The sequence below is a fragment of the Aquibacillus halophilus genome (assembly GCF_009649745.1).
GTDB classification, from domain to species: Bacteria; Bacillota; Bacilli; order Bacillales; family Amphibacillaceae; genus Aquibacillus; species Aquibacillus halophilus.
This window is the reverse complement of record NZ_WJNG01000011.1, coordinates 59,571-77,693: the sequence shown is the minus strand read 5'-3', so window position 1 is coordinate 77,693 and position 18,123 is coordinate 59,571. Positions and strand designations below refer to the sequence as shown.

At 35.9% G+C, this 18,123-nt stretch carries 20 protein-coding genes and 1 riboswitch; of the genes, 9 read left to right on the top strand and 11 right to left on the bottom strand.

Annotated features, from left to right (window positions below; genetic code table 11):
- Positions 1–7 precede the first annotated feature (7 nt).
- A complete protein-coding gene (locus tag GH741_RS13530) occupies positions 8–1,201 on the top strand; it encodes a bifunctional 3,4-dihydroxy-2-butanone-4-phosphate synthase/GTP cyclohydrolase II (protein WP_153737316.1) in 1,194 nt (397 codons plus the stop codon).
- A 12-nt stretch (positions 1,202–1,213) separates the two neighbouring features.
- Positions 1,214–1,681 carry a 6,7-dimethyl-8-ribityllumazine synthase gene (gene ribH, locus GH741_RS13525; RefSeq protein WP_153737315.1) on the top strand — a complete coding sequence of 156 codons (468 nt, stop codon included), beginning with the start codon at positions 1,214–1,216 and terminating at the stop codon, positions 1,679–1,681.
- A gap of 75 nt (positions 1,682–1,756) precedes the next feature.
- Here ribH and GH741_RS13520 read toward each other — a convergent pair whose 3' ends face one another.
- The 3 genes from GH741_RS13520 to trhO form a co-directional block, all read right to left on the bottom strand.
- Positions 1,757–2,314 carry a hypothetical protein gene (locus tag GH741_RS13520; protein ID WP_153737314.1) on the bottom strand — a complete coding sequence of 186 codons (558 nt, stop codon included), beginning with the start codon at positions 2,312–2,314 and terminating at the stop codon, positions 1,757–1,759.
- Between the two features lie 178 nt (positions 2,315–2,492).
- Positions 2,493–2,966, bottom strand: coding sequence for a glutathione peroxidase (locus GH741_RS13515; protein ID WP_153737313.1), 474 nt, complete (start codon positions 2,964–2,966; stop codon positions 2,493–2,495).
- A gap of 150 nt (positions 2,967–3,116) precedes the next feature.
- A complete protein-coding gene (gene trhO, locus GH741_RS13510; RefSeq protein WP_153737312.1) occupies positions 3,117–4,091 on the bottom strand; it encodes an oxygen-dependent tRNA uridine(34) hydroxylase TrhO in 975 nt (324 codons plus the stop codon).
- Between the two features lie 304 nt (positions 4,092–4,395).
- Between trhO and GH741_RS13505 the strand changes: the two genes are divergently transcribed.
- Entirely contained in the window at positions 4,396–4,593 is a 198-nt protein-coding gene (locus GH741_RS13505; protein ID WP_153737311.1) for a cold shock domain-containing protein, read from the top strand.
- A gap of 67 nt (positions 4,594–4,660) precedes the next feature.
- Here the strand turns inward: GH741_RS13505 and GH741_RS13500 are convergent, their stop codons facing one another.
- Positions 4,661–4,846 (bottom strand): hypothetical protein, encoded by a 186-nt coding sequence (locus tag GH741_RS13500; RefSeq protein WP_153737310.1) that lies wholly within the window; start codon positions 4,844–4,846, stop codon positions 4,661–4,663.
- 463 nt (positions 4,847–5,309) lie between these two features.
- Between GH741_RS13500 and GH741_RS13495 the strand changes: the two genes are divergently transcribed.
- Entirely contained in the window at positions 5,310–5,612 is a 303-nt protein-coding gene (locus GH741_RS13495; protein WP_153737309.1) for a hypothetical protein, read from the top strand.
- Positions 5,613–5,652: 40 nt separating this feature from the next.
- Here GH741_RS13495 and GH741_RS13490 read toward each other — a convergent pair whose 3' ends face one another.
- Positions 5,653–6,525, bottom strand: a complete 873-nt coding sequence (locus tag GH741_RS13490) for an NAD(P)-dependent oxidoreductase (RefSeq protein WP_276608237.1) — start codon at positions 6,523–6,525, stop codon at positions 5,653–5,655.
- A gap of 189 nt (positions 6,526–6,714) precedes the next feature.
- Positions 6,715–6,909: riboswitch (cobalamin riboswitch) on the top strand.
- A gap of 245 nt (positions 6,910–7,154) precedes the next feature.
- On the opposite strand from GH741_RS13490, the gene GH741_RS13485 reads away from it, so the two are divergent.
- Complete coding sequence (locus GH741_RS13485; protein WP_153737442.1) at positions 7,155–9,395, top strand: ribonucleoside-diphosphate reductase subunit alpha; 2,241 nt, start codon at positions 7,155–7,157, stop codon at positions 9,393–9,395.
- 16 nt (positions 9,396–9,411) lie between these two features.
- Positions 9,412–10,455, top strand: a complete 1,044-nt coding sequence (locus tag GH741_RS13480) for a ribonucleotide-diphosphate reductase subunit beta (protein WP_153737308.1) — start codon at positions 9,412–9,414, stop codon at positions 10,453–10,455.
- Positions 10,456–10,485: 30 nt separating this feature from the next.
- Here the strand turns inward: GH741_RS13480 and GH741_RS13475 are convergent, their stop codons facing one another.
- Positions 10,486–11,151: a Type 1 glutamine amidotransferase-like domain-containing protein gene (locus tag GH741_RS13475; protein ID WP_153737307.1), complete on the bottom strand. Its 666-nt coding sequence runs from the start codon at positions 11,149–11,151 to the stop codon at positions 10,486–10,488.
- 137 nt (positions 11,152–11,288) lie between these two features.
- Between GH741_RS13475 and GH741_RS13470 the strand changes: the two genes are divergently transcribed.
- Both GH741_RS13470 and GH741_RS13465 read left to right on the top strand, forming a co-directional pair.
- Positions 11,289–11,753, top strand: coding sequence for a GNAT family N-acetyltransferase (locus GH741_RS13470; protein ID WP_338079436.1), 465 nt, complete (start codon positions 11,289–11,291; stop codon positions 11,751–11,753).
- Positions 11,754–11,857: 104 nt separating this feature from the next.
- Positions 11,858–12,568 carry a TraR/DksA C4-type zinc finger protein gene (locus GH741_RS13465; RefSeq protein WP_338079435.1) on the top strand — a complete coding sequence of 237 codons (711 nt, stop codon included), beginning with the start codon at positions 11,858–11,860 and terminating at the stop codon, positions 12,566–12,568.
- A 57-nt stretch (positions 12,569–12,625) separates the two neighbouring features.
- On the opposite strand, the gene GH741_RS13460 is transcribed toward GH741_RS13465, so the two are convergent.
- From GH741_RS13460 to GH741_RS13445, 4 genes are read right to left on the bottom strand one after another with little or no spacing between them, the layout of a single operon-like run.
- Entirely contained in the window at positions 12,626–13,432 is an 807-nt protein-coding gene (locus GH741_RS13460; protein WP_240795502.1) for an ABC transporter permease subunit, read from the bottom strand.
- A gap of 7 nt (positions 13,433–13,439) precedes the next feature.
- Positions 13,440–14,237, bottom strand: coding sequence for an ABC transporter permease subunit (locus GH741_RS13455; RefSeq protein WP_153737305.1), 798 nt, complete (start codon positions 14,235–14,237; stop codon positions 13,440–13,442).
- Positions 14,234–15,127, bottom strand: a complete 894-nt coding sequence (locus tag GH741_RS13450; protein ID WP_153737304.1) for an ABC transporter ATP-binding protein — start codon at positions 15,125–15,127, stop codon at positions 14,234–14,236. Before GH741_RS13450 ends, GH741_RS13455 begins: the two co-directional genes overlap by 4 nt.
- A 50-nt stretch (positions 15,128–15,177) precedes the next feature.
- Complete coding sequence (locus tag GH741_RS13445; RefSeq protein ID WP_153737303.1) at positions 15,178–15,789, bottom strand: TetR/AcrR family transcriptional regulator; 612 nt, start codon at positions 15,787–15,789, stop codon at positions 15,178–15,180.
- A gap of 581 nt (positions 15,790–16,370) precedes the next feature.
- On the opposite strand from GH741_RS13445, the gene GH741_RS13440 reads away from it, so the two are divergent.
- Positions 16,371–16,562, top strand: a complete 192-nt coding sequence (locus GH741_RS13440) for a hypothetical protein (RefSeq protein ID WP_153737302.1) — start codon at positions 16,371–16,373, stop codon at positions 16,560–16,562.
- Positions 16,563–16,658: 96 nt separating this feature from the next.
- Here GH741_RS13440 and GH741_RS13435 read toward each other — a convergent pair whose 3' ends face one another.
- On the bottom strand, positions 16,659–18,059 hold the full coding sequence (locus tag GH741_RS13435) for a S1C family serine protease (RefSeq protein ID WP_153737301.1): 1,401 nt from the start codon (positions 18,057–18,059) through the stop codon (positions 16,659–16,661).
- Positions 18,060–18,123: the final 64 nt, after the last annotated feature.

Sequence of the window (18,123 nt, the reverse complement as noted above, 5' to 3'; positions counted from 1 at the left end):
TATTCTTATGTTTCAAACAATCGATAAAGCTATTGAAGAGTTAAAAGAAGGAAAAATGATTATTGTGGTAGATGACGAGGACCGTGAAAATGAAGGTGACTTTGTTCTTTTGGCTGAGCATGCCACACCAGAAGCCATTAATTTTATGGCTAAAGAAGGACGAGGGCTTATATGTACTCCAATGTCGGAGAGCTTTGCTAAGAAGTTTGAATTAGACTCAATGGTAGCCAATAATACGGATGCCCACGGTACTGCTTTTACCGTTAGTGTCGATTATAAAACAACTCATACAGGAATCAGCGCCCAAGAACGTGCATTGACGATTAGAATGTTCTTGGACGAGGAAACGTTGCCTACTGATTTTAAACGTCCAGGTCATATCTTTCCGCTAATAGCAAAAGAAGCGGGTGTTTTAGAAAGGTCCGGACATACTGAAGCTGCTATTGATTTAGCGAGACTTGCTGGATCTGATCCAGTTGGAGTCATCTGTGAAATCATGAATGATGACGGAACAATGGCACGTGTTCCGGAGCTTGAAGAGTTCGCAACTAAACATGATATGTCAATGATTACCATCAAGGATCTTATCTCGTACAAAAAGCTACATGACAAACTGGTAGAAAAAGAAATTGAAATTAATCTCCCGACTGAATTCGGCGACTTCAAGCTTGCTGCCTATACCGAAAAATTTACTGGTAAGGAGCACCTAGCTTTATTTAAAGGTGAATTTCACCCAGATGAAGCTGTGCTAGTAAGGATCCATTCCGAGTGTTTAACTGGTGATGTTTTCGGTTCGCATCGTTGTGATTGTGGCCCTCAATTGGAAAAAGCCTTACTCCAAATCGAGGATGCTGGTAAAGGTGTGCTCGTTTATATGAGACAAGAAGGAAGAGGAATTGGCTTATTAAATAAGCTAAAAGCATATAAGTTACAGGAGCAAGGCTTCGATACCGTAGAAGCAAATCACCAACTTGGTTTTCCGGATGATTTAAGGGACTACGCTGTTAGTGCTCAAATTTTAAAAGACTTAGGATTGAAAAAGATTAGGCTATTAACAAATAATCCAAGAAAGATCTCTGGAATGGGCGATTATGGATTAGAGGTAGTAGAACGGGAAGCAATTCAAATTCCTAGTAATAAAGATAATGAAAAATATTTGGAAACAAAAGCTAAAAAACTAAAACATTTATTAAAATATTAGGGGGAAATTAACATGGGTACTATTTTTGAAGGCAACTTAGTTGGTACAGATTTAAAAATTGGAATTGTTGTAGGGAGATTTAATGAGTTCATTACTAGTAAATTACTAGGCGGTGCAGAAGATACACTAAGAAGGCACGGCGTAAAAGAAGAAGATATATCCATTGCATGGGTTCCAGGTGCATTTGAAATACCGTTAGTAGCAAAGAAGATGGCTACTTCAGGTAAATACGATGCTGTTATCACACTTGGAACGGTTATTAGAGGCTCTACCCCGCATTTTGATTATGTTTGTAGTGAAGTAGCAAAAGGTGTAGCAAATGTCTCAATGCAAGAGAATCTACCAGTTATATTTGGTGTACTAACTACCGAAAATATTGAACAAGCAATTGAGAGGGCTGGTACCAAAGCCGGCAATAAAGGTGCTGAAGCAGCCGTTTCAGCAGTAGAAATGGCTAATCTAATGAGATCACTTGATTAACAAAAATAAATACTAATAAAGAGCGGGAGTAGCTTTCAACTAAGCTGCTCCCGCTCTTTAATTATAAAAGAATATCTATAATTGCTTGTTTTTATCATATCGAAAAAAGGTAAAAGAGAATGACCACAAGGCATCAATCAATAAAAAAACAGACCAAAACATGCTTATGATACTATATTGAGGGTTGGAAAAAAAGAAAAACACGTGTGTTAACAAATAGAGTAATAAATGAATATAAAATTTCTGTCTTTCTATTTTGGCATGGATAAGCCCGGATGCGTTTTCAAGTGGTCTACAATTAATACCCCTACCAGAGTTATTTTTAATCTTAGCAACTTTTCTTAGGATAAATAGATCAAGTTTATACATATCCTTACGCCCACGTGTTATAGCATAAATATATATAAATAATACACTGATTTGGAAGAAGGAAATACGTTGAATATTGTAATAGTCTAAAGCAGCAAGAGGGATATTTAGAAACTGATTTAATATAGATAAGGCAAGGAACAAGTTTTGTGCTTTAGAATCATACAAGTATCGCAATACTAAAAAAATGATAAATGTACACCAAAAAATCACCTCTGACCCTATAAGGATTAACCATCGGTATTCAAAAATAAATTCTATCATAGATAACCCCTAGTTTAAGTGACGTTAAAAGTATCTTATAATAAATATATTGGACAACTCCTAAAACATACTGTTTTGATGAATATATTTTCAAAGATATAACTGGGCAGTTGCGATTTAAAGGATTGTATTTTTGTTAAAAGTAAAAATCACCTCTGAAGAGAAGTGATTTTGTAGATTATAGTAAAGCTTTAATATCCGACTCGATGTTCTCTGGTTTAGTTTTTGGAGCATATCGCTTTTGAACATTACCATTCTTGTCCACTAAGAACTTTGTGAAATTCCATTTTATTTGGTTTGAAACAATCCCTGGTGCTTCTTTCATTAAGTGTTGAAATAGTGGATGTGCATTTTTCCCTTTTACATCAGTTTTACTAAACATCGGAAAATTCACACCGTAATTTATTTTACAAAAATCTTGGATATCATTATCAGATCCTGGTTCCTGATTCATAAATTGGTTACTCGGAAAGCCAAGTATTACTAATCCCTCATCCTTAAAATTATCATAAAGTTTTTGTAATCCTTCAAATTGTGGAGCAAATCCACATTTACTTGCCGTGTTAACGATTAATAAAACCTTCCCTTTATAATCAGCTAATGATTCTTCTTCACCTAATATTGTTTTAACTGTGTAATCATATATAGACATCCGCCATTCTCCTCCCTTGGATTACATGAAACATACCAATTGAACAAAAGAATGTCAAAGTAGAGGTAAATCAAGAAGGATAGAAGAGAAAATCAATGGGTGTTGTTAATAAAAACGAAAAAACAGACGACCGAAACGGTCGTCTGTTAGTTAGGATTGTGTAATCCCATCTTCTTGTTCAATTTTATTCAGTCTAGCATCAATTTCCTCTTGAGATAAGTTGTGCTCCTCAACGTACATGTTTCTAGGAGAAACACGGCATTCGTGAGTGCAACCACGCATATATTTATGCTCATTTTCTTCAGAGCAAAGAATTTGTTTATTACATTCCGGTTTGGCGCAATTTACATATCGTTCACAAGGCTTGCCATCAAAGTAGTCCTTACCGACAATGACATGTTCCTTGCGGTTAATTGGTACATTAATACGTTCATCAAATACATATAGTTGGCCATCCCAAAGCTGACCTTGTACTTCAGAATCTTTTCCATATGTGACAATACCACCATGCAGTTGCCCTACATCCTCATAGCCTTCCTTTACCAACCAGCCCGAGAATTTTTCGCATCGAATACCACCAGTACAATAAGTCAGGATTTTCTTGCCTTCTATTTTATCTTTGTTTTCTCTAACCCATTTAGGTAAATCGCGAAAGGTTTCAATGTCAGGGCGAATTGCTCCTCTAAAATGACCGAGATCATATTCATAATCATTTCTAGCATCTAAAACAACTGTATCTTCATCCTGCATTGCTTCAAAAAACTCTTGAGGACTCAAATACTTACCTGTAGTTTCTTTAGGGTTAACATCATCTTCTAAACGAAGTGTAACAAGTTCAGGGCGTGGTCGCACGTGCATCTTTTTAAATGCATGACCATCTGCTACATCAATTTTAAAGACCATGTCTGAAAATAGAGGATCATTATGCATTGCTTCTATATACTTATTTGTCTGTTCGACTGTACCGGAAACAGTGCCATTAATTCCTTCGTTTGCAACCAAGATTCGTCCTTTTAATTCAAGGTCCTTACAAAACTGCAAATGCTCAGCGGCAAAAGCCTCGGGATCTTCAATGTGAACATAGTTGTAATACAGTAATACTTGATAATTCATTTCCTTTTCCATGTTTAATTACCACCTATCCATTCATATTTGCAAGATATAAACGTGTTTAGGTCGATTTTTATTTACATTGTCTCTTGCAAGAAATATATTATACCAACATTTAGACCATAAAATCAATGTCGAATTTTCGGGTACAGTTTTTGAGTAACTAATCTTGCTTTTTCTGGATAAAAGTAGTAAATTTAAAGAGCAAAAGGAAATTGATTGTTGAATATTTCTTTACGGTCTCTTAACAATAAGTGGTGTAAAGGTAATATCTTGATTCAATTACTTTGTACTTCTAATTGTAAGGAGGTCATTTAAAATGACAGGAAAAGTAAAATGGTTTAATGCAGACAAAGGGTTTGGATTTATCGAAAGAGAAGATGGGGATGACGTATTCGTACATTTCTCAGCTATTCAAACTGATGGTTTCAAGACTCTTGATGAAGGTCAAGAAGTTGAATTTGAAATCGTTGAAGGTAACCGTGGACCACAAGCGGCTAACGTAACTCGTCTGTAATAATTTTATTATACAAGCGAACAAGGGTGTATCTCCTAGGGAGATGCACTCTTTTTAGTTAATAACTCTATGTGAATTTTGTTGTTATATAATTGTCGCAGTTGATGTAAATTGCGACGTAACTGCTATGATGACTCTCACTCCGGGCAGCCGCTTTCCGCGGGCAACGCTTCAACTTCCTCGGAAGAAAACCGCTTCCTCCGGGATTTTCAACCGTCGCTTTTCCCGCTGGAGTCGACTGCCCCCGCTCCAATCACCATTATATAATGTAGTTATCAAATCCAACACTATACTAGCGTTGGAAATACACGAAGACTCATAAAAAAAATAGAAACCTCCACGCAATGAAATATACAAAATAATGAGTAGTAATGTTTAATGAAATAAACGTTTTTTTGAGTTCATCTCATTTGAATAGAAAGCTACTTTAAGCGGAGGAAAAATACGACACTCCTCGAAAATATAAAGCAATTTTCTTCGTGTGTTGCAAATTCACGGATGTCATTTCTGGTCCTATGGGAAAGGAACAGTCTGAAGACCCCGCAGTGAATGTTCTTTACGAGCGAGGAGGCTGAGGCGTTCCCCATGGAAATGGAGTGTTTTTCCTCAGCGGTTAGATAGCACTATTCCCATAAAGACCGTAAGGAAGTCAGATAGTTACTTCGGAGTCTATAGATATTGTGTCAAAAAAACCTAAAACTAAGGAGGGTATGATAATGAGTAATAAAGAACTAGAAGATAAAATAATTGAGCAGTATCAACAGGACGAGAAAATGATGATATTAGTATTTGCACAATGGTGTATAAATAATGACTTGGACCCGTTTGAATTATATTTGGAAGCTTATCCGACACAAGGTAAAAACCCAGCTTTACTGGAGGCAATTGATTTAACAGTAACGAAACAAGAGTCAGAGGACATAGCTGTTGAATCAGTATTAGGGGTGCTACAACTATTTGGTAATGATGACCTAGCTTTTGTTGTCACGCAACAAACAAACAACAATAAAGAAGATTAAAAAATTCACCTAGTTATAGGTGAATTTTTATTTCTGCTTCCTATTTAAACAACTTGATCAATGCTTGTGTCCCACTATCCTCTTCTCCGCTTTCTGCTAACCTTTGGTAGAGAGAAAGTGAAAGTTCTAATCCTGGTGTTGTTAAATTCATTTCTTTTGCAGTTTCAAGTGCTATAGTCATATCTTTAATAAAATGTTTCACATAGAAACCTGGTTCATAATCACCTTTAATCATCCTAGGAGCAAGATTAGTTAGTGACCAACTTCCAGCTGCACCAGTGGTAATGCTTTCTAATACTCGTTCTGGATTTAAGCCTGCCTTCTCAGCATATGTAATTGCCTCACAGACACCGATCATATTAGAAGCAATAGTGATTTGATTACACATTTTTGTATGCTGTCCCGCCCCTGATTCTCCCTGTAGAATTATATTTTCACCCATAACTTGAAAGAGAGGGAGTACAGTTTTAAATGCCTGTTGTTCACCCCCAACCATAATGGTAAGCTTTCCGTTTCTTGCCCCAATGTCACCACCTGACACGGGGGCATCTAACGAGTGAATTCCCTTTTCTTTAGCAATGGAAGCAATTTTTTCAGTGAGTAACGGGCTGGACGTAGTCATGTCAATTATATAAGAACCTGATTTTAAATTATTTAGTACCCCATTTTCACTTAAATAAATTTGTTCGACGTCACTTGGATAACCAACTATCGAGATTACAATGTCTGAATCTGAAGCCAATTCTGCGACAGAATCTTTCCAAGTCGCACCTAGCTCAATTAATTCAACAGCCTTAGATTTTGTTCGTGTATATGTATTTAAGTTATATCCTGCTTGTAATAAGTTTTTCGCCATACTTTTCCCCATGACTCCAGCACCAATAAATCCAATTTTGTATGTCTTTATCTCCAATTTGAATCATCCTTTCATGTTAACTAATTATATTCGATACCTGTTTTAAGACCTCCTTTAATTATACTTATTCGGCTAGGCATAAACTATTAATATATTTTTTATAGGAAAAAATATGCATTGCAAGAAAAGATTGTTTGTGATAAATTCAATATATTGTAACAATTAATAAAATTTAATACTACATCTTGTAGAAATGTAAGTTCAGGTGACTTCTTAGTCTGAAAAGGGAACTTGGTGTAAATCCAAGATTGTCCCCGCAACTGTAATTGTAGACGAACGAGTAAATCCACTGAATTTGATTGCTTTTATGCATCAATTTGGGAAGGAGCTCTAGTAGGGTGAAGCATAAATCAGTAGACCTGCCTGAATTTACTCAGTGTTTCTTATCTTCGGGGGTTGAGACGGAGAAACGATAGAGTTATAGGTACTTTTATACTGGATAAAAAGAAATATCTTAGTATAAAAAACATAGAGTGAATCCGCTATCAGTTATTAGTGGATATTCTAATGCCGATCTTCTGTCGTTTTTTGTCCGCTCATGTCATCGTGAGCGGTTTTTTTGTATTTTTTTGTAAATTATTTTAGTTTTTTTAAAAACACAAGGGAGGAAGATAAAAGTGCTAGAGATGCAAACGAAAACAATCGATTGGAAATCACAGGTATTAGAAAGATTAGTTCAGAAGTTTGAGGAGTTTGATGTGGACCCTTTGCTCCAATATGGGGATACACTACTTCAGCAAAAACCTTGGCTGGACGAAAAAGAATGGGTGTATCAATTAATTCTTGAAGCACTTTCCCTTCTCGACGAAAATGAGCCTAACTGGACATATGTTGCCTCATCACTTTACCTTGAACTACTTTACTATGATGCATCACAACAAAGAAAATACGACTTTACTGAAAAATACGGCCCGTTTTATCAACTAGTACAAACCCTCACTTCCATTGGTATTTATAATACGGCTCTTCTAGAATCGTATAGCCAGGAAGAAATTAATGAATTGGGAAAAACGATCGATCCTAAAAAAGATGAACTGTTTACATATATTGGTTTGCGTACATTAGCTGATCGGTACATTGCAAAAGGTTATCAGAAACAGGTTTATGAGCTTCCTCAAGAGCGTTTTATGATTATTGCAATGTCATTGATGAAAAATGAGACAAAAGATAAGCGTCAAGAACTTGTTAAAGAAGCTTACTGGGCATTAAGCAACTTATATATGACCGTTGCGACACCTACATTATCCAATGCTGGGAAAAGCTATGGACAACTTTCTAGCTGTTTTATTGACACTGTGGATGATAGCCTGCAAGGTATTTTTGACAGCAATACAGATATCGCAAACTTGTCTAAGAATGGTGGAGGAATTGGAGTATATCTAGGGAAAATAAGGAGCAGAGGCAGTTCAATCAAAGGTTTTAGTGGTGCTTCTTCTGGAGTTTTACCTTGGATGAAGCAATTAAATAACACTGCTGTTAGTGTTGACCAACTTGGCCAAAGAAAAGGTGCTATATGTGTATATCTAGATATTTGGCATAAAGATATTTCTTCATTCCTAGATGCTAAGTTAAACAATGGGGATGAACGATATCGCACCCACGACTTGTTTACTGGAATCTGTCTGCCTGATCTATTTATGGAACAGTTAGAGGATAGACAAAGTTGGTTCTTGTTTGATCCACACGAAATAAGAAGTGTTATGGGTTACTCATTAGAGGACTATTATGATGAGACTAAGGGTGATGGAAGCTTTAGAAAAAAATATTGGGAATGTGTTAACCACCCGGATTTATCAAAGGAAGAAGTACCGGCAATTGACATCATGAAACGAATTTTAAAAAGTCAACTAGAAACAGGTGGTCCGTTTATGTTTTATCGCGACCAAGTAAATCGCCATAATCCTAATAGCCACTTAGGGATGATTTACTCAAGTAATTTATGTACTGAAATTACTCAAAATCAAAGTCCGACTTATGTAACAGAACAGTTAACTGTAGATGGAAAAATAGTAATTAATAAGCAACCGGGTGACTTTGTTGTATGTAATTTATCGTCAATTCACTTAGGGAATGCGGTTATGGATGAAGTTTTAGAAAGACTAATACCCATCCAAGTAAGAATGCTGGATAATGTAATCGACTTAAACACAATTCCTGTTCTTCAAGCTCAGATAACCAATCAAAAGTATCGAGCTGTTGGCCTTGGAACGTTTGGATGGCACCATTTGCTCGCACTTAAGAAAATTAGGTGGGAGAGTGATGAAGCGGTTGAATATGCAGATGAACTTTATGAAAAAATTGCTTTCCTAACGATTGAATCAAGTATGAAGCTAGCAAAGGAAAAAGGGTCTTGTGAGGCTTTTGAAGGTTCTGATTGGCAATCGGGTAGTTATTTTGAACAAAAAGGTTATACAACCGGTGAGTCTCAACTACCATGGAATCGATTAAAAGAAGAAGTAGGAACATTTGGAATTAGAAATAGTTACTTAATGGCTGTAGCACCAAATTCATCTACGTCTCTTATCGCCGGAAGCACTGCTAGTATTGATCCGATTTTTCAAAAGTTTTATTCTGAAGAGAAAAAGGACTATAAGATTCCAGTAACTGCTCCAGATTTAAATTCGGAAACAACTTGGTATTATAAATCAGCTTACTTTATCGATCAGCACTGGAGTATTAAACAAAATGCTGCTAGACAAAAGCATATTGATCAAAGTATTTCTTTTAATATGTATGTACCTAATACAGTCCAAGCAAGAGAGTTATTAAATCTTCATTTAGATGCTTGGAAATCCGGGCTGAAAACAACGTATTATTTACGGTCCACCTCTTCTGATTTAATTGATTGTGAATCGTGTTCAAGCTAAAGAAAGGACGGATAAAATGTCAACAACTTTAAACAAGCGGAAGCTGATGGACAAAGATGCCCCAAATAAATCAACCGGAATAATAAATGGGCAGAGCTCAAATGTGTTGAATTGGGATGATGTACGATTTCCTTGGGCTTATCCCAAATATAAAAAGATGTTATCTAATTTCTGGACTCCGTTCGAAATAAATATGTCACAGGATATGAGGCAGTTTCCGGAACTCTCAAAAGATGAGGAAGACGCATTTCTTAAAATTATCGGGTTGCTAGCATTACTCGATAGCGTCCAGACTGATTATGCTGGTAAAGTTGCTGACTATTTAACAGACTCCAGTCTAAATGCATTAATGATTATACTTGCCCAACAAGAAGTCATTCATAACCACTCGTATTCCTATATCTTATCGACTTTAGTTTCAAAACAAAAACAGGATCAGGTATTTGATTTTTGGAGGACAGAACCAATCCTCCAAAAAAGAAATGAGTTTGTTACGGATGGATATGAAGCATTCGGCGATCAACCAACAATTGAAAACTTGTTAAAATCATGTGTCTTTGATGTTATTTTAGAGGGTTTGTTCTTCTATTCTGGTTTTGCTTTCTTCTATCACTTGGCCAGAAATCAAAAAATGGTAGGAACATCAACAATGATTAACTACATTAATCGCGATGAGCAGCTCCATGTGGATCTATTTGTGCGAATTTATAAAGAGGTATTAGCGGAGAACCCAGAATATAATACAGATGAATTAGAAACCTTTGTCTATGATACATTTAAACAAGCTTCAGAGTTAGAAATTGATTGGGCAAGACATATCATCGGTAACAAAATTGATGGTATCCTTTTACAAGATGTCGAAAACTATATAAAGTTCACAGCTAACACACGCTGCAAGCAGTTAGGATATGAAAAGCTTTATCCGGAAATAAACAAAAATCCCTTACGTTGGATCAAGGCTTACGAAGAAGTCGACTTAGGAAAATCAGATTTCTTTGAACAAAAATCAAGACAATATACAAAAGTAAACAACACAGATAACGGATTTGATGATTTGTGAGGAAGAGTAGGGGTGTCTTATCAGATACCCCTACTCTTCAATTTCTAGTATATGTACATGTTCTTCACCTAAATAAGAATGAACCTTGTTATTTTTAAATATTAAGCAAGCTTGGTCATCGATTCCGTAACCAATCTTAATACCTGTTTTAAGCAGTCCTTTTTTTAGGTTTTCAGCATCATTCCATTTGGTGTAGTGTACACTAATCAGTACATTAGAAAGTAGACCTAATCCATTTATTATCATAGCTTTTTCATTGTTTGTATCAATCGGTGATAAGAGAACGGTAGTCGTTGAAAGAAGTGCACCTGCAGAGTTCCCGGCTATCGGTACTCCACTATTATATTTATTTTGGATAAGACTTTTGAATGGTTCACTCGTGTAAATTGCATGATATGTTTCCGTGTGGCCACCACCGATAAAAATACCAGTAGAAGATTGAATAACTTCTTTGGCGTAACTATAATCAATCTTTCCGTTTTGATCGGATATTATAACGTGAATATTTTTATCTTTCACTCCGTCTTCAATCCAATACTTTGTATATCTTGGTAAGTATTCTTGCCACCCATCACGATAAATTAGTAATAATGCTATTTTAGCTTGAGCCCCACCTGCTTTTTTTGCGAAAGCAACCGATGCCTCCTCCTGTGATGGATTTCCGCCAAATAGGAAAAGATAGGAATCTTTGTTCATAAATACCTCCAATTAAAGTTGCTTTTTACAAAATATATCATTTGTTAGCGAAAATCGGTAGGCATATTTATTTATTAAAATAGTCCATTTCCAGTAAGATAAAAGATATTTCAAAAAATGGATTAAGGGTGATCAATGTGGAATGGCAACTGAAAAAATTTAATGAATTAACTACAACTGAGTTATATAAAATAATGAAAGCGAGAGTGGATGTTTTTGTAGTTGAGCAAAACTGTCCCTACCCAGAATTGGACAACCATGACCAAGTGTCTTTACATTTATTTTCAGAAAAAGAAGGAATAATTGTAGCCTATTCTAGGTTAATACCTAAAGAGAATATTTATGATCAAGCTTCGATTGGGCGAGTACTAGTAGATAAACACCATCGTGGTAAAGATTATGCAAAAAAGTTGATGAAAAAATCAATAGAAGTTATTTTGGACGAATGGAAAGAGAATGAAATTAAAATACATGGACAGGAGTATCTTCGTAAATTTTACGGTTCCTTAGGCTTCAAAGAAATTTCAGAAGTGTATTTAGAGGATAACATTCCTCACGTAGATATGATTTTAAAGGTAGAGGAGAAAATATTAGATAAGTGATCGAAACTGTTTCCTAAACTTCCAATAACTAATCCGGTTGTGAAGTAAATTACGGTTATACTATAAATGCCCCACTAAGACACAGTGTCAGGAGGCGATTAGTAGTGATAAATAATCAGCAAGTAAATGAATGCAAACAGGATCTAATGGAGCGGAAGAAGGAAGTAAACAAACACCTAGAGGACCATTTTGGTTTAGACTATGAATTAATAAAAGAATCCATGGGTGAGCTTTCTAATTATGATAATCACCCGGGTGATCACGGTACTGAGCTATATGAGAGAGAAAAGGATATTGCATTAAATGAACATGCAGAACGTGAGTTAAAAGATATTACTGTTGCGCTACAGGCAATTGAAGAGGGAACCTACGGGAAGTGTGAGGAATGTGGTGTGGAGATCTCAGCGGAACGACTTCTCGCAATGCCTACCACAAGACGTTGCATTGACCATGTAGAACATGATATCGATAAGGTTCGTTCGGTAGAAGAAGATGTGATTCATTCAAGTGTAAATGAAATGGAAACCGAAGTAGATGAAGAAGAATCGACTGTTTTTGATGCAGAGGACTCATGGCAACGCGTAGAAAAGTTCGGTTCTTCAGACGGTCCATCAGATTTTTATGATACCGAAAAAGATTATCAGGATATGTTCTTCAATTCGGATGAATTAGTTGGTAGTGCAGAAGAAATTGAAGGCTTCTTATTAGTTGATATGGAAGGTAATTACATTGGTGTCAATGAGAACCATGAAGATTATGAATCCTATCTAGATGAAAATGAAGTGAGTTCAATTTTATACGATCAAAATTTCTAACAAAATTCACATGAGGGTGACTTGCTAAATCGAAGCAGGTCATCCTCATTTTTTCAATCAAACGTGAAGGTCTTTCTTATTATAGAAAATATAAGTAACGGCTAACATTCCAATAATGATTACAAAGGATAATACGATGGAAATTGGATCAATGCCATGCCCATTAAGGATTTTATCTGCAACAACATACTTAAAGGGAGTAAAAAATTTGAGTGCTCCTAGATTTTCATTCATATCCACCCCAATCGACAATAAGAAAGTGAATAAAAGTATCGCGGCAGCTATTGTTGGCGCTGATTTCGGCTGTTTTTTTGATGCAGCAGCAATTCCAGAACCGACTGTCAAAAAAATAAACTGCAATAGCAACAGACCAGATGTTAAAATCACTATATCTTGCAAAATCACATCCATGTCACTATACCTAGCAACAAAAATAATGGAAAAGATTAGTGAAATGATATTTAACACTAGTATTTGGATAATAGATGCAATTAATTTTGAAGTAATAATATAGGTCCGAGTGATTGGTTTAGCAATCAGAAATTCAACTGTTTTGTCTCGTTCTTCCTTAGCAACGATAGTAGCACCTAACATAGCAGCATGAATCGTTAACATAATGACTAAATACAAGTAGAGGACACCATAAAAGCCTAACGGTGTTGTTAAATCTAGGGAACCTGTTCCCATAATCGCCTGCATGATTTTAGGCATATCTCCCATTAATTTATTGATTGACTGCCCAGAGGACTCCATGCCAGCGTATTTGGACATACCGCTTGCAATAATAGCGATAATTCCGAAAGACCAAATAACCAATGATTTTCGATGGGCTTTTAGCTCTCGATTAACAATGTTCAATTTCATCCCTCCTTTAAACAGCGTGAATGTCTTTCCTTACATAAATGATGTAACTGGCTGCAGTTAAAACAGACACTAGTACAATACTCAAAACGACAAAAGTTAGATCATAGGCTTGATTTTGCAAAATATAGGGGGCATCAAAGTATTGAAAAGGTGTAATGTATCGGAACTTTTCATCTCCGATGCTCGATGCAAACATACTGACTATAAAGAAGCCAAATACTGTTCCTAATGAGATAGGGAGAACGGATTTAATTTTAGGCACAAGTACAGACATACTAATGCCAATTGCTAAAAAAACCACTTGGATGAATAGCAAAGTAATTGAAATCATCAAAAGAAGCTTTTGATCAAAACTATTAGGTTCAACGATGGATGCCATAGCTAAGACAGTTATTAAATAACCTATATTAGTACTAACAATAGATGTTAGTGCTGCTAGTAATTTTGACGTCAAAATTTGTTGTCTTGTCACTGGTTTAGTTAATAAAAAATCCGCAGTTTTTTCCCGGACTTCTTTTGATAAGATGCCGATTCCTAATATCATCGCTTGAATTGCACCGCAGAGTAAAATATATAAAAAAATGTAAGAATAGAATCCCAAAATAGAAGTAAAAGTGTCCATATCAAAATTCATTGCCTTAAGCAGTGCATCTGGAAACCCTTCTAACATCTTCCTAAGGCTTTCAGCTTCTTTCGAGAATGTTGGATACATAGACATGAAAAAGATAATTAATAGCGTTATGGATAGTGTCCAAATGATGGTTGACTTGCGAGTCGCTTTTAGTTCATGCCAATACATGTTCATCTGTCCTTATCCTCCTTCTCATAGTAATGCATAAAGATCTCTTCTAAATCCGGTTCTTCTACCCAAAGGTTTGTGATATCTAGCTCAGCAATTTTATCCATAATAGGATTTAAGTCCCCTTTAAACAGAAAACGAATGACATGATCATCTACCTCAATATCCTTAATTCCATCTAGTGCAAAGATTTGTTTGTTAATTTCTGATTTGGTCTCTATTCTAAATTTCTTATAATTACTTTCTTTAAGCGTACTAATCTTTTCTACCTTAATGATTTTACCTTCTTTTATGATAGCTACACGATCACATAACCGTTGCACTTCACTTAAAATATGAGAAGAAAATAAAATCGTGGCACCCTTTTGATTTTCCTCCTTAAGTAATTCAAAAAAGGTTTGCTGCATAAGTGGATCTAGTCCACTAGTTGGTTCATCTAATATAATCAGTTTGGGAGTGTGCAGTAGTCCTTGTACAATCCCTACCTTCTTTTTGTTACCAAAGGACAAATCATCAATTTTTTTGTTTAAATCCAAATCCATACGTTCAGCTAGCTCATTAATCCGGTTACTACAATCCTTTTTGTAAAAACTAGCGGAATACTTTAACAAATCGATTACCTTCATATTATCGTAATAAAAAACTTCTGATGGCAGGTACCCTATTTCTTTTTTGATTTCTGGAGCTTCTTTTATGAAATCTTTTCCGAAAACAGTAGCGCTTCCACTCGTGGGATAGATGAGAGTTAATAAGGTTCGAATTGTTGTGGATTTACCAGCTCCATTAGGCCCAATAAAACCAAAGATTTCACCTTCCTCGACAGTCAGGCTTACATCACTAATTCCCCGTGCCTTTCCGTATTTCTTCGTTAGATTCTTAATTTCAATTACATTCATGTCTTTCCCCTCCGTCATCTATTTTTTCTAACTAGGGCAATGATTCCATCCTATTGATAGAATGCATCACGTAATAACTCAATATAGGGATTCATATCTTCGACAATTTTATCAATATCGTACTCAGTTATATCTAACTCTTTCATGTTTTCTTGTTCTTGTTCTCCAAAGCCTTGGAATGTCCAAATAATTACCTGCAATGCCTTTTGAATATCGACGCCCTCCTTGAAAAGGGAATAATCAATTCCATCAAAGACTTTGTGGTAGGCACTCTCTATTGTTTCTTTTAGTTTTGTTTGTTCTTTAACTGACTCATCCTGAATGGCGTTTGTTATAAAATCAAACATGCTCGGATACTTTTTGAATAGATTTAATTTTAATCTTGTGATTTGAACATACCTCTTTAAGACATCTTTTTCTAAAAGGTCCATTTCTCCGAAAAATTCATCCATCATCATTTCCACAGAGTATTCAAACAAAAAAATGTTCAATTGTTTCTTGTTTTGAAAGTAATGAAAGAGCAATCCTTTAGAGATTCCTGCATTTTTAACAATTTCGTTTGTAGATGCTTTTTCATATCCCTTTTGACCAAATTCCTTAAGGGCTGCATTAACAATGCGTTGCTGTTTTTCTGGTTCTAAACTTAAGAATTTTGAATACAATTAAAGTCCTCCTGATTCATTTAGGGATCCCGCATTGACCGAGTTGGTCAATTTAAGTTTATTATATTCCTATTGACTACTTTGGTCAATCAGAATATTGGAAATATTTAGTTATGCTTTTAAGCTTCGTAACTACTACATCGATTTGCTTTCTTTCGCTCTAGTTAAATCGGTGCTATACTACCGTTTCGGCAGAATACTTCGCTTTCCATGGGCACGACCTCAGCCTCCTCAGAATCAAAGAACGATTCTTCCGGGGTCTTCGGAACGCGCTGTTCCCATAGGAGTCTACGTATTCTGCCTTCACTAGTAGTAGTGTTCTGATTATAGAAGAATAAAACCCATGGCCGCTAGGTTTAATGGGACAATTATCCAATTATCCAATTAAAAGAGAATGTTTACACGCAGCTTAGAGAGGTTTTCTGTTCAAGTGAGATTTAACAACAATAAACGTTTATTTAATTAAATATACTCTCTCTAAGAATAGTGGTTATATTTTTGAAAGGTCTTTGTTTATCTCTTACTTAGTATAATGTTATGTTTAATAACTTCAATAAACCAAAATAGCTGTTTGCACTTATATGCTGTTTGATTGGAGCATAGGGCAGTCGACTCCTGCGGGAAAAGCGACGGCTGAAAATCCCGCAGGAAGTGTTTTTCTTCCGAGGAAGTTGAAGCGTTGCCCGCGGAAAGCGACTGCCCGGAGCGAAAATCATCATAACAGTTACGACGCAGTTTATAGATTTTATGTCATAAACGATAAATTTGGTTAACGCAAAAACACCACCAAAAAGGTGGTGTTTTTAGTTATTTATATAAATTCTCAAATGTATAGAAGGGGAAAGATTTTGAGAATTATTTTAATAACTTTATGAATTACTTAATGTTAATGATGTTGTTAGCTGTTCACCATTTCTGTAATAAGTGATTGTTATCTCTTCACCAATTTCAGTTTCTGAATATAAATACTGTTTCAGTTCCATCATTGTTGTAATATCTTGACCATTAATCTTCGTTATTACATCGTATTGCTCTAGCCCTGCCTGATCTGCTGGAGATCCAGCTTCTCTATTAGCAATAACGATTCCTTTCATCACACTATCATCAAGTTGAAGTGTTTGTTGTTTGTGTACTTCTGGTACAGTACTCAAAGAAACTGCACTAATACCAATAAATGGTCTTGCAACCTGTCCGGTAGTTTCAAGCTGATCAATTATTGGTTTAGCAGAGTCAACTGGAATTGCAAATCCAATTCCTTCAACAGCAGCCTGGGCAATTTTCATCGAGTTTATACCTATAAGCTCACCTCTGTCGTTGATTAATGCTCCGCCACTATTTCCAGGGTTAATTGCCGCGTCTGTTTGGATTACTTCCGTTGTCCAATCTGGCTGGCCATCAGAGTTTAAATCCACTTCTACTGATCTTTCTAAGCCGCTAATAATACCCTTCGTAACCGATCCGGCAAACTCTGTACCTAATGGATTTCCAATAGCGATTGCCGTCTCTCCAACTGTAAGTGAATCAGAACTTCCAAGTGTTGCAACCTGGGTAACTTTGCTACCATCAATTTTTAACACTGCTAAATCAGTTAGTTGGTCTACTCCTAAAACCTCAGCTTCTACATGATCTCCGTTTGTTAATATTACTTCTACCTCATTAGCACCCTCGACAACATGGTTGTTGGTAACTACATAGGCATAACCATTTTCTTTTTTATAGATAACTCCCGATCCGGTTCCCGCTGCATCTGATTGTGACCATAAGTCCGCTTGTCGAATATTAGATACACCTACAACTGCATCAGATACATTAGCAAGAGCTGTATTTAACGATATGCCGTCATCAGTAGCCGAAGCTTGGATAACATTATTCTCTGTACCGTCATCTGTTACTGAGTTTGCAGTTTGAGTTGGTTGGCTGTTATCAGTAGGTAACTCTAAAACCCCAGTGAAAAGTAGGGAAGCTCCTGTAACAGCAACTACAAGTCCTCCGGCTACTCCGCTAACAAACATGGATACTACACCTTTGGATTGTGGTTGTTGGTGACTTCTTTTAACCTGTGTTTGGTTCTCAGGTTCTTTCTCGGGGACAGAATCTTCTTGAAAAAGATTTTGTTGTTCTGGCTCTGGTTGTGTATAACTTTCTTGTTGTTCTATGGAATCTTGATGTGCATCCTCTGATCCTTGGGAGAATGTATATGTTGTTTCCTGATCGTTATTTTCTTCAACATCTTTATAATAATTGTGATTATCATTATCGTAGTTTTTCATATGAAATCACGCCTCTCTTTTAATTTGTTTTTTCTTTACAGTTTTTATTCTAATCTGTAGGTTT